Annotated in this window: 11 protein-coding genes; 4 read left to right on the top strand and 7 right to left on the bottom strand. The window is 44.6% G+C overall.

Translation table 11 applies throughout. The features are described 5' to 3' along the window. Positions 1–197: 197 nt before the first annotated feature. The 4 genes from AC1EK3_RS03665 to rsmD all read left to right on the top strand — a co-directional run bounded on the left by AC1EK3_RS03665 (position 198) and on the right by rsmD (position 4,605). Positions 198–1,346 (top strand): PfkB family carbohydrate kinase, encoded by a 1,149-nt coding sequence (locus AC1EK3_RS03665; RefSeq protein WP_480033499.1) that lies wholly within the window; start codon positions 198–200, stop codon positions 1,344–1,346. A 71-nt stretch (positions 1,347–1,417) separates the two neighbouring features. Further along, positions 1,418–2,356: a uridine-preferring nucleoside hydrolase UriH gene (gene uriH / locus AC1EK3_RS03660; RefSeq protein ID WP_480033500.1), complete on the top strand. Its 939-nt coding sequence runs from the start codon at positions 1,418–1,420 to the stop codon at positions 2,354–2,356. Positions 2,357–2,416: 60 nt separating this feature from the next. Further along, positions 2,417–3,850 (top strand): uridine transporter UriT, encoded by a 1,434-nt coding sequence (gene uriT, locus AC1EK3_RS03655; protein ID WP_480033501.1) that lies wholly within the window; start codon positions 2,417–2,419, stop codon positions 3,848–3,850. Between the two features lie 170 nt (positions 3,851–4,020). Beyond that, on the top strand, positions 4,021–4,605 hold the full coding sequence (rsmD, locus tag AC1EK3_RS03650; protein WP_480033502.1) for a 16S rRNA (guanine(966)-N(2))-methyltransferase RsmD: 585 nt from the start codon (positions 4,021–4,023) through the stop codon (positions 4,603–4,605). 21 nt (positions 4,606–4,626) lie between these two features. Here rsmD and trmD read toward each other — a convergent pair whose 3' ends face one another. The 7 genes from trmD to cysS form a co-directional block, all read right to left on the bottom strand. Continuing rightward, positions 4,627–5,502, bottom strand: coding sequence for a tRNA (guanosine(37)-N1)-methyltransferase TrmD (gene trmD / locus AC1EK3_RS03645; protein ID WP_480033641.1), 876 nt, complete (start codon positions 5,500–5,502; stop codon positions 4,627–4,629). A gap of 48 nt (positions 5,503–5,550) precedes the next feature. Further along, positions 5,551–6,150, bottom strand: coding sequence for a ribosome maturation factor RimM (gene rimM, locus AC1EK3_RS03640; RefSeq protein WP_480033503.1), 600 nt, complete (start codon positions 6,148–6,150; stop codon positions 5,551–5,553). Position 6,151: 1 nt separating this feature from the next. Next, a complete protein-coding gene (locus AC1EK3_RS03635) occupies positions 6,152–6,385 on the bottom strand; it encodes an RNA-binding protein (RefSeq protein ID WP_004105376.1) in 234 nt (77 codons plus the stop codon). A 2-nt stretch (positions 6,386–6,387) separates the two neighbouring features. Then, the gene (rpsP, locus tag AC1EK3_RS03630) at positions 6,388–6,858 is read right to left on the bottom strand and encodes a 30S ribosomal protein S16 (RefSeq protein ID WP_033888579.1); all 471 of its coding nucleotides are present in this window, start codon (positions 6,856–6,858) and stop codon (positions 6,388–6,390) included. Between the two features lie 155 nt (positions 6,859–7,013). Then, positions 7,014–8,102, bottom strand: a complete 1,089-nt coding sequence (locus AC1EK3_RS03625; RefSeq protein WP_480033504.1) for an endonuclease/exonuclease/phosphatase family protein — start codon at positions 8,100–8,102, stop codon at positions 7,014–7,016. Next, on the bottom strand, positions 8,099–9,769 hold the full coding sequence (ffh, locus tag AC1EK3_RS03620) for a signal recognition particle protein (RefSeq protein ID WP_480033505.1): 1,671 nt from the start codon (positions 9,767–9,769) through the stop codon (positions 8,099–8,101). Before ffh ends, AC1EK3_RS03625 begins: the two co-directional genes overlap by 4 nt. A 107-nt stretch (positions 9,770–9,876) precedes the next feature. Beyond that, complete coding sequence (gene cysS / locus AC1EK3_RS03615) at positions 9,877–11,514, bottom strand: cysteine--tRNA ligase (protein ID WP_480033506.1); 1,638 nt, start codon at positions 11,512–11,514, stop codon at positions 9,877–9,879. Between the last annotated feature and the right edge of the window lie 99 nt (positions 11,515–11,613).

The following is an 11,613-nucleotide window of genomic DNA, read 5'->3' as shown; positions in this document are numbered from 1 at the left end:
ATTATTGCATATTTATGCACTTAATTTAGTAAAAAATACGGTAATAAAGCTATTTTTAATTTATAATTAATATCAACTTTTGTTAGATATAATATAAAAAAACAACAAAATTACATAAATTTACGTGCATATTATGAGAATTGTGAATATCCTAGATAGTAGGCATCATTTGTAATCACAATAGAGATGAGGCGACAATGACTGAACGCGAACAACAAATCTTGACTTGGATTCAACAAAACCCGATGATTAGCCAGCAGGAACTTGCAAATCTCGCAGGAATTACTCGTTCAGGTGTGGCCGCTCATATTTCCAATTTAATTCGCAAAGGATATTTACGAGGTAAGGGATATATTGTTACTCCTCCAAGTTATGTGACTGTTGTTGGCGGAATTAGCATGGATGTTCTTGGCATTGCTTGCGGAGATTTGATGGATTACACGTCTAACGCTTCTCACGTGCGCTACATGCTAGGCGGTGTTGGAAGGAATATTGCAGTCGCGTTGGAGCGTCTTAATGTTCGCACAAGCATGGTTTCTGTGTACGGTGGCGATCACAACGGAGAGCTTTTCCGCATTGATGCTGCTGCAAACGGCTTAGATATTGGTTATGCGAAGCAACTTCCTGAGTCGATGACTGCTTCGTACATGTATGTTGGTGACGCTTCTGGTCAGCGTTTGCTTGCTTTAGACGATATGAGTATTTACGATCACATGACTCCTGATTTTTTGCGTGAGCGCATGTCTATTATTGAAAATGCTGATATTTTGGTGTTGGATACTAATATTCCGCAAAAGTCAATTGAGTGGCTATGTGACCGTTATCGCCGTCCTATTGTTGTTCGTGCAGTTACGGATGCAAAAGCTCCTCGCGTTCTTTCTAGATTGTCTCGTATTGACACTCTTATTTTAGATACTGCTGAATCGCAGGCTTTAACTGGCATTAATGCTGTTGACGAGCGTTCTGCAATTCGCTGTGCGAATGTGCTTTTAAAGCGTGGAGTAAAACGTGTATTTGTAAATGCCGGTCGCGCAGGAGTTGCTTATGGTGTTGCAGATGAGGGAGTGTCGTTCTATCCTGTTCCAGTTAAGCGCGTCCAGAGAATGATGCTAACTCGCGGAAATAGCAATGCTGGTGTTAAAGCAGTCGGCAACGACAACGGTTCTAGCGATGCTGCTACTGCGGCGCTTATTTACGCGCGATATAACGAATTTGATTCTTCAAAAACTGGCAGATTTGCGGTTGCTGCTGCAGCTTTGAATACTGAATCTATGCAGCCTGTACATGAGTCGTTTAATCCAGAACTTATTTCTCAACGCATGACGAATATTCATGAGCATGCTTAATTTTGCGTTCTTACGCGAAGTGCTTCGTTGCGATTTGCTTCCAAAATACATGTGCTTATGAAGGAGTTAGTATGACTTCCATCATCCTAGATTGTGACCCTGGTCATGACGATGCGATGGCAATTTTATTAGCTGTTGGCAATCCTAGTATCGATTTGCTAGGAGTAACTACGGTTGGTGGAAATCAAAGCCTAGAAAAAGTAACGTACAATGCTAGAGCAACTCTAGAAATAGCTCATGCAACTAATATTCCAGTTCATGCCGGATGCGACCGTCCTATGATTCGTCCGCTAAAAGTTGCTGCTGCTGTTCATGGAGAAACAGGATTAGACGGAGCAAATATTCCAGTGCCAACTAAACCTTTGGATAAAGGGCATGCTGTTAACTGGATTATTGACACAATTATGAGCCATGAGCCTGGCACAATTACGCTTGTACCAACTGGACCTCTTACGAATATTGCTATGGCTGTGCGAATGGAGCCTAGAATTGTCAGCCGCGTTAAAGAAGTAGTTCTTATGGGTGGCGGCTATCATAGTGGCAATTGTAGTGCTGTTGCTGAGTTTAATATTAAGACGGATCCTGAAGCTGCGCATGTTGTGATTAATGAAGCTTGGCGAGTTACGATGGTCGGCTTAGATTTAACTCACCAAGCTTTGTGCACTTTAGAAATACAGAAGAAAATTAATTCTATTGGAACGCCTGTTTCTAAATTTGCTTGCGATCTTATGGATTACTTCCGTAAAGCTTATAAGAATAATCAAGATTTTGTTGATCCTCCAGTGCATGACCCTTGCACAGTCGCTTATTTGATCGATAAAAGTGTTATTAGCACAAGGCGTTGCCCACTTGATGTTGAAATAAACAGTGACTTAACTCTTGGCATGACCGTTGCAGATTTGCGTGGCACTGAACCTTCTGAAGAAGAATGCCATACGCAAGTTGCTACAAAACTTGATTTCGATAAATTCTGGAATTTGATTATAGATGCGATTAAGCGCATTGGATGATTGTTGGTGACTTTTGAATGACTTTTGAATGACTTTACGTAATTAAGCGGAGGTTATATTATGGCTGAGGTTGAATCTCCAACATTTTCTACGCGTATGCTAGATAAGGGTGGACGTTCCGTTTTGGCGTTAATGGTGGCGTTTCTTGCTGCTATTTTTGCGTTCCAGCTAAACGTTTCTATGCTTTCGCCAGTATTGACGACGATGTCAAAAGAACTTCATACTACAGATACTCAAATCGCTTTAACGCAAACAATATTCTTTACTGCTGCAGCATTATTTTCGCTATTTTTGCCGCGATTGTCTGATCTAATTGGGCGTAAAAAAGTACTTTCCGGAATTCTTATCTCAACTCTTTTTGGAAGCATTATTTCTGCGCTAGCTCAAGACGTTAATATGCTTATGCTTGGGCGTATTTTGCAAGGTGCTTCCGGTCCTGTATTGCCAATGTGCTTAATTATGTTGCGCGTGCGCGTACGGCAAGAAAAAAGTTACGCAAAGTTGATGGCAATATTAAGTTCCGTAAATGGCGGTATTGCTGGATTTGATGCTTTATTAGGTGGTTGGCTTGCCAGTAAATACGGATTCCGTTCTGTTTTCTGGATTATGGCTTCAATCGCAACTATTGCTGTTATTATGATTATTGTTTTAGCTGATGAATCTCGCTCGGATGCTACTAGCAGAATGGATTGGCTGGGAGTTGTAACGCTCGGAATTGCGTTTCTTGCAATATATCTTTCTATTAATGAACTTAGTAATAAACTAGCTAAATCTAACTGGCTTATGGTGCTTATTCTTGTGCTTGTTGCTGTGCTGTTTTTCGCAATATTCTGGAAAATCGAAGTTTTAAGCGCGATTCCGCTGGTTTCTACAACATATATGAAGCAGCGTCGCACATGGGGTTTGCTTTTGTGCACTTTATTGACAATGACTGGCGTGTTTGCTTTGATAAATGGCGTTGTCATAAAGCTTGCTAACGATAGTAAGTTTGGTGCAAATATTGGCACAAATATGGTAAGTTTCGTAACTCTTACTCCTTACGCAATTATTGGACTATTGTTTGGCACTATTTCGGGTGTGCTCGCTGCAAATTACGGGTACAGGCTTGTGTTGCGTATTGGAATTGCGTTTAGCATGATTTGTGTTGCTTTTGGCGTGTATGTTGCTTATATGCCGTCTGTTTGGGCTTTAGTGCTGTTTTCAGTGTGGGTAGGCGTGAGCTATTCTGGCATGGCAAATATTATGCTTAATGGCTTAGGTATTGTGCTTTCTCCAAAAGATAATCCGGGATACTTGCCGGGTATGAATGCTGGAGCTTTTAATTTGGGAGCCGGCTTAAGTTTTGCAATTTTGTATGCTGTGATGACGAATGTTGCGTCTTTGAGTGGCGTAACATGCGGATACGCTGCTGCGATGGTTGCCGGCGTCGTTTTGCTCGCTTTTGCGCTCGCTTGCTCGTTCTTAATTCCGGATCCTAAGGCGGCGGATAAGTAATATCTGCCTTTTTGTAAAGTTTCTGCCGTTTTTTCGCGCGCAAACGGCTTTTTCTTTACTCGTGCGTAAAGTTTCTGCCGCTTTTTCTCGCGCAGCCGACTTTTTCTTTACGCCGCTGTAAAGTTTCTGCCGCCGCGTGCGTGTCTGCAGGTTCCAGCTAAGCTAGAAGTATGCACATTATTGCTGGACGTTTTAAATCTTTGCCGCTTACTTCAGCGCAGTCGTGTACAAGACCTACTACAGATCGCACGAAAGAAGCGATATTTTCTAGGCTCGATTCGTGGGATGTTATGCACAATGCGCGCGTACTTGATCTATTTGCCGGCACGGGAGCGCTCGGAGTTGAGGCGCTATCTCGTAGCGCGCGCGAGCTTGTGTCTGTTGAAGCAAATTCGCAAGCGGCTGCGCTTATACTTCGTACGTCGAAGGCGTTGCAGAGTTCAAAGGCTTGGGATTCTGCGCTTTCTATGAGGGTTCTTCGAAAGCGCGCGGAGCAGTTCGTTGCGGATTATAGTGGGGAAGCGTTTGACTTGGTTTTTATTGATCCGCCTTATGCTTACGAAACTGCGGATTGCGAAAGTTTATTGGCTTCGATGATTGCGAGCGGAGTTGCGAGCGTTTCTGCGGATACGTTGATTGTGTTGGAGCGTAGCGCGCGAAGTGTTTTGCCGACTATGCCTGAAGGCTGGGAGCTGTTTGATACGCGTAATTACGGAGAAACTGCGGTGCTGTTTATTCAGCCTTCTCGCGACTAATTTATTTTTCGGCTTTTGTTGCTAGAGTAAGTTTTTGCGCGGATGTTCGCCTGAAACTTCCCATCCGAGCGACATAAGCGTTTTTCGATCCGCTTTATCTATCTTGTGGCAGTCCAATTTTTCAATCAAGTCAGGTCGAATTTCGCTTGTACGAGATATAGCTTCATCTCGACGAAAACGATCAACTTTGGCGTGATTTCCGGAAGTGAGTATTTCCGGAACGCTTATACCTCGCCAAGTAGTTGGACGCGTGTATTGATGGTGTTCTAAAAGTGCGTCCGATCCTGTGTACGACTCTTCAACAATCGACTCAGGGTTTCCCATAAACCCAGGGATTAAGCGTGTAATTGCCTCAAGCATAACGCTTACTGCAACTTCTCCGCCATTTAGCACGTAATCGCCAATTGAGTACTCGCGTACGTCAATTCCTTGCGCGCGGTAATATTCTGGAATCCTAGCGTCGTAGCCTTCGTATCTGCCGCATCCAAATACCAAATGATTTGCGTTGCTTAATTCCGTTGCGTCTTTTTGCGTAAATAGTGGGGCAGAAGGGTTCGGGAATATAAGAATTGGTTTAGTTGAGCCTATTTTATTAGGCGCGATTTTTGCTTCTTCGCAACTATCGCACGTATCGCATGTATCGCACGTATTTTTTACTTCAGATTTTGGTAAGTTAAGCAGCTCGTCTAAGCATTCCGCCCAAACTTCAGGCTTCATAACCATGCCAGCACCACCGCCAACCGGCGTGTCGTCTACCGATTGATGCACATCGTGAGTCCATTTGCGTAAATTGTATGCGCGAATTTGCAATAAGCCATTATTTTGCGCTTTGCCTAACAAACTTAGGTCTAGCATGCGAAAATATTCTGGGAATACGGAAATAATATCGATGTCCATCATAAGGCACTCTACTACGAAAACTACGAAACTACAAAAACTACGAAACTACAAAAGCCCCGGAATTAAACCGCCAGGAGGATCAATAGTCAAATACCCGTTTGCAACGTCAACTTCCGGCACAATAGCTTCAACAAATGGCACGAGCGCTGTTTTATTCTCTTCGTCAACCGGATGATCTAAACGGATTTTCAGTAACGATTGTGCGCCGTCGAGCACATCCACGACTTTTCCAATAACTTTCGGAGTAAGCCCAAGCTGATTTTCTTCGCACAAACGCGCTTGCAAACCGACTAAATCCTTAATATACCAAGCATTTTCGGCAGCAAGTTCTTGCGCATCTTCTGCATGCACATACAATTCAGTGCCATTAAGTGCTTCTGCATCGTTGCGATTTTGTGATTCTTCGAATAGTAAAATCCAACGATTTTTGAACGTTCTTGCGTTCTCAATAACGAACTCGCGCTCACCGTCTGCAGTGCACAATACATTTCCAGGCTCAAAACGTTCATAAGGCTCATCTGTAAAAATTTGTACAGTGACTTCACCTTTTAAACCTTGGGCTTTACCGATACGACAAACCCTCAGCAGGTCATTACGACTTTGCTGAGGGTTGTCAAAAGATTGTTGGTCTAATGCCACGTTCATCTCACTTACGTACGTCCATAATGTCAACGCGCACATTGTGGTTGCTCAAAGCTTGCACAACAATGCGAATTGCATTAGCGGTACGACCATTGCGTCCAATAACGCGACCGATATCTTCAGGATTCACGCGTACTCGAAGCAATTCGCCGCGAGCATTTTCGTGAGAACGTACCGACACGTCATCTGGAAAATCCACGATGTTCTTAATGAGATGTTCAACAGCTTGAGCCAGCATGATTACTCAGCCTTTTCCTCGGCTTCGGCAGCTTCTGCAGCTTCAGCTGGGGCTTCTTCGGCTTCGTTTGCAGCGGCTTCAGCTGCAGCCTGAGCCTTAGCAGCGGCTTCAGACTTAGCGGCCTTCAGCTTCTGAGCTTCAGCTTCAACAGCTTCAACGCGAGCCTGTGCGTCTGGGCCAGCTTCAGAAGTCTTCAACGTGCCTTCGGCGCCGTCGAGACCCTTGAACTTCTGCCAGTCACCAGTGATCTTCAAGAGCTTCAACACTGGCTCGGTTGGCTGTGCGCCAACGCCAAGCCAGTACTGTGCGCGCTCAGAATCAATCTGAATCATAGATGGCTGCTTGTTTGGATCGTAAACGCCGATCTCTTCGATGGACTGACCGTTGCGCTTGTTGCGTGAATCAGAAATGACTACACGGTAGAAGGCATAGAACTTCTTGCCCAATCGCTTAAGACGAATCTTGGTTGCCAAAATGGCTCTCCTTATAACTAGAGTCGTGGAATTTCGTTCGGGTGTGGGGCACTCCTTGCGAGCTTCCACATGTTCCTCACGTGGTCGGGAAGAGGGCGCCGATTCACGCGAATAACTTATCTATTATGCCTGCGCGCTTGGACGTTTTTATCTAGTTATTGTAGGTCGATTGCTGCGATGTAGGCTAGGTGATCAGTGCCGTCAACAACTACATTCTTTTGCCATAGTGCGTTAGATTTACAGTTTTTTGCGCAAAATAGCACATGGTCAAGTGTAAGATTTGGCCACTTAAGCCATGTAGGCCATGTGCGTAGACGCTTTCCAAGCGAAAGTGCAACGTCTGTAAATCCGTATTTTAAAAGCGAGCGAAAGCTTGGATGATCGACAGTGGAATTAAGATCGCCAGTAACAATAGTGAGAGTTGCTAAATCGCAAGTTTTCGAAGTAGATTCGTCAGCAGAATCGATATTCGCAAGTGCGCGAATTCCATTACTCCAAGCAGCACACCCACGCATCGGTGACTTTGGATGTGCAGAAGCAAATTTTACTAAAACTTTTTTATTTGCACCAAAATCTAAGCAAGTTGTAATGCTTGGTACGCTTGCAGCTTCAATTTTTACGGAATTATTGCAAGTAGAAATCGCGGAATATTGCGTAAAAATAGCGTTGAATCCGCCGTTATTATGTTCACTTTGCGCACCTACGCGCGAAGTTGGAAAAATTTCGTATATTCCAAGTTTTTCAAGATTTTTTACTAAAGACTCGCTTAATTCTTGTAAAAGTAACGTATTTACGTGATATTTTTTCGTTATTTCTATTATTTCGGATGCGCTCGCTTTTCCGTATCTGCAATTAAGAGTCATCATGCGTATTTCTTGATGCTGTTCCTTGCATCTTTTGCGCGACGATCTGCTTTCGTGCAACCTACGCAATTTTGCAAACCAGTACGGCGTATACGACTTAAGCGAAATCAAAAATAGCGCAGCGTACGCAACACATAAATATCCGTAAGATTGAGCGAAATTATACGATTGCGGATTTTTAGATGCGTACAGCACTTGCCATTCTGTAGCGAAAATACTGAAGAAAAACAGTGCTCCCACAACGTAAGTTGCAAGCGGAAGCAGCGCAATAATATACGGAAGTGGGTTATATTTATCCGCACCTGCTGGCAGCCAACGCAGCAGCTGCCACAAAAGAAGCGGCACAAATATAACCCACAAAAACGCCAATACTAAAATCATCGACCGAATAAGCCAGCTAATCCGCCGCCAAAGTTAGGTGGCAGTTGATTATCTTGATTTGCGTCTTCGGAATTCATAAGTTCCTTAAGTCCTTCAGGAAGATTCTGAAGATTTGGTTGCTGCGGCTTTGCAAAAGCAGAACCTGCAACATCGTCGCTAGTAGATTCGCCAGAAAGACGCTCACGCAACGCGCGCTCTTCGGCTTCCCTGCGCATTGGATTTCCGGACTTTCCGCCCTTCTTCTTGCCTTTCTTGTCTTTGCGCTTCGACTTACTGCCAGCTCCACCGAATCCAGGCATGCCACCCATGCCAGGCATTCCAGCGCCTCCGCTCATTCGCTTCATCATTTTTGCAGCCTGCTCAAAACGTTGCAAAAGTGCATTAACTTGCGAAACGCTCACACCTGAACCAGCAGCAATTCTCGCGCGGCGAGATCCGTCAATAATCTTTGTATTTCTACGCTCTTGAGGAGTCATAGAGCGAATAATTGCCTCAGTTCGGTCAATTTCCTTATCGTCAAACTGCTCAAGCTCCTGACGGTGAGCTGCCATTCCAGGCATCATGCCCAAAAGCTTCTTCATTGAGCCAAGCTTACGAACTTGCTGAAGCTGCTCCAAAAAATCATCCAAACCAAAGCTGCCTTCAGCTATTTTTTCAGCAGCCTTGCGCGATTCTTCTTCGTCGAACTGCTTCTGTGCGTGCTCAATAAGCGTCAAAATATCGCCCATATCGAGTATGCGTGAAGCCATTCGATCAGGATGGAAGATTTCAAAATCCTTCAAACCTTCACCTGTAGAAGCAAACAAAATCGGCTTTCCAGTAACGCTTGCAACCGAAAGTGCAGCACCGCCTCGAGCGTCGCCATCAAGCTTAGAAAGCACAACGCCAGTAAAGTTCACGCCATCGTTAAAAGCTTGAGCAGTGCGAACAGCATCCTGACCAATCATTGCATCAATAACAAACAGCACTTCTTGCGGTTGCACGGCATCGCGAATATTGCGTGCCTGCTTCATAAGCTCTTCGTCAACGCCCAAACGACCTGCGGTATCAATAATCACAGTGTCATACATTTTTTCGCGCGCATAATTAATAGAATCGCGCGCAACCTTAACCGGGTCGCCTTTAGTGAACCATGGCAAAGAAATCGCGCTTCCACCTGTTTGCACGCCCTTTTCTGGAGCAAATACAGGAACTCCTGCACGCTCGCCAACAACTTGCAGCTGTGTGACTGCATTAGGTCGTTGCAAATCTGCTGCTACAAGCAAAGGAGTATGACCTGCATCCTTCAGCCAGTAGCCTAGCTTTCCAGCAAGCGTAGTTTTACCTGCACCTTGCAAACCTGCAAGCATAATTACAGTTGGAGGGTACTTCGCAAAATTAAGCTGCCTATCTACACCTGCGCCCAATACTTGCGTAAGCTCGTCGTTTACAATTTTCACAACTTGCTGAGCTGGATTTAAAGCGTGCGAAACTTCCTCACCAAGAGCGCGCTCGCGAATTCGAGCAGTGAATGAGCGGACCACTTCCAACGCAACGTCTGCATCGAGAAGTGCGCGGCGAATCTCGCGAATTGTGCCGTCAATATCGGATTCTGATAGCTTGCCTTTGCTGCGCAAATGCTTAAAAGCATTGGAAAGGCGGTCTGTTAACGAACTAAATGCTGCCATAGTTTTCCATTCTACCTGTTGTTGCTAACGTAACTTTAGTGCAGTTGCTAACTTGATTTGCTAACTTGATTTGCTAACTAATACTTTTGCTTTTTAGTTACTTTCGTTTATTGCAAATGCCAAGATGATCCTTGCGAAGTATCGACAATTACAATTCCTGCGTTATTTAACGCGTCGCGAATAGCATCTGCAGTAGCAAAATCCTTTGCTTTTCTAGCATCTGCTCTAGCTTTAAGTTGCAAAGTAATTAAAGAGTCCAAAGCTGAGTATTCTTTGCTTTCCTTGCCATTTGAGCCTTCTGCAGACGATTGATTATCGTTCGAAGCCCACGTTTGTGCGTAAGGATCCAAGCCCAAAGTATCTAACATAGCTCGCACTTGCAAAACAGCGAGATATATGAGCTTTTGTACGCTTTCGCTTTGTGCTTGTGAAGGATCTTTGCTGCAGTCGTCAATAAGAGCATTTCCTTGACGAATTGTAGTAAATATTTCTGCGATTGCGCCAGAAACGTTAATGTCATCGTTCATAGCGCGAGTGAAATCTTCCGGAAGCTCGTCTGCATTAACAGAGTGCACTTCTTCGCAAGTTGGCTTCTTGTCAAGCAATCTGCCAGCTCTCTCAAGGAAGTTCATAATTCGATCGTAAGCCGATTTTGACTCCACCAAAGCTTGGTCGGACCACTCCAGCATTGCACGATATTGCACTGCTCCCAAAGCATAACGCACAACCCAAGCCGAATTATTCGCCAAAACTACTGGTACGGAAAGTCCATTTCCCAACGATTTTGACATTTTTTCGCCTTTAGCGGTAACCCATGCTGAATGCATCCACACATTTGCGCTTTCCCAGCCAGCAGCACGCGTTTGTGCCATTTCGTTTTCGTGATGAGGGAAGCGCAAATCCAGTCCGCCTCCGTGAATATCGAAATCGTCGCCAAGATATCGATGGCTCATAGCAGAGCATTCAATATGCCAACCAGGGCGTCCCTCGCCAAAAGGAGTTTTCCAGCGCGCGTCCGGCTGATCGAAATCGCAAGGTGCTTTCCAAAGTGCGAAATCCCTAGGATCGTGTTTGTCTGGTGAAGCATCTGCAGGATCTGTTGGATTGTAAATATCGTTTTCGGCAGCGTCTACGCTCGGACCCTTTGCGTCTGCGATAGCTGCGGCTTCGTCTGCGCAAGTTTCATTTTGGTTCTGATTTTGGTGCGTTAATTCGCCGTAATGCTCCCAACTTGGCACGTCAAAATAAACATTTCCAGTAGGATTTCCGTCGTTGTCTTTAATAACATATGCGTGACCGCGTTCAATCAAACGCTCAATCAGCTCAACCATGTCTGTAATATGTCCTGTTGCGCGCGGCTCAACTGTTGGCGCAAGAACTCCCAAAGTATTGTAGGATTTTGTAAATTCGCGCTCGTAAATATATGCTCGCTCCCACCAATTTTGCCCTGATTCATTGGCTTTTTTCATAATTTTGTCGTCAATATCTGTGACGTTTCTAACAAACGTGACTTTGTATCCTAAACGCAGCATCCAGCGACGGATTATATCGAATGCGATCGCTGCGCGAATATGGCCAATATGTGGAGAACTTTGCACTGTGGCTCCGCACACGTACATGCCTACTTGACCAGGCTTTTTAGGTACGAAAGTATTCGTTGAATGTGAAGCCGTGTTGTATAAGTGCAGGTTTTCTGCGGCTTTAGTAACTTTTGCAGTCTCTTCGTTCAAACTCTTATTAAGCATAATTGCTATTATACGCACTTGACTATAGTCCACCGCGCGCGCCTCCACGCGTTATTTCCTTTACAACTACGTATTTTTCTTTACAACTACGTAAAGTAA

This window comes from Gardnerella sp. C0026F2 (assembly GCF_056590715.1).
The sequence above is the reverse complement of the archived record's forward strand: the minus strand, read 5'-3'. Positions and strand labels throughout refer to the sequence as shown.

What these genes read in the sequence shown, in the direction of transcription:
- AC1EK3_RS03665 (WP_480033499.1), top strand. Translation starts at nt 198, where the DNA reads ATGACTGAACGCGAACAACAAATCTTGACTTGGATTCAACAAAACCCG.
- uriH (WP_480033500.1), top strand. Translation starts at nt 1,418, where the DNA reads ATGACTTCCATCATCCTAGATTGTGACCCTGGTCATGACGATGCGATG.
- uriT (WP_480033501.1), top strand. Translation starts at nt 2,417, where the DNA reads ATGGCTGAGGTTGAATCTCCAACATTTTCTACGCGTATGCTAGATAAG.
- rsmD (WP_480033502.1), top strand. Translation starts at nt 4,021, where the DNA reads ATGCACATTATTGCTGGACGTTTTAAATCTTTGCCGCTTACTTCAGCG.
- trmD (WP_480033641.1), bottom strand. Translation starts at nt 5,502, where the DNA reads ATGGACATCGATATTATTTCCGTATTCCCAGAATATTTTCGCATGCTA.
- rimM (WP_480033503.1), bottom strand. Translation starts at nt 6,150, where the DNA reads ATGAACGTGGCATTAGACCAACAATCTTTTGACAACCCTCAGCAAAGT.
- AC1EK3_RS03635 (WP_004105376.1), bottom strand. Translation starts at nt 6,385, where the DNA reads ATGCTGGCTCAAGCTGTTGAACATCTCATTAAGAACATCGTGGATTTT.
- AC1EK3_RS03625 (WP_480033504.1), bottom strand. Translation starts at nt 8,102, where the DNA reads ATGATTTTAGTATTGGCGTTTTTGTGGGTTATATTTGTGCCGCTTCTT.
- ffh (WP_480033505.1), bottom strand. Translation starts at nt 9,769, where the DNA reads ATGGCAGCATTTAGTTCGTTAACAGACCGCCTTTCCAATGCTTTTAAG.
- cysS (WP_480033506.1), bottom strand. Translation starts at nt 11,514, where the DNA reads ATGCTTAATAAGAGTTTGAACGAAGAGACTGCAAAAGTTACTAAAGCC.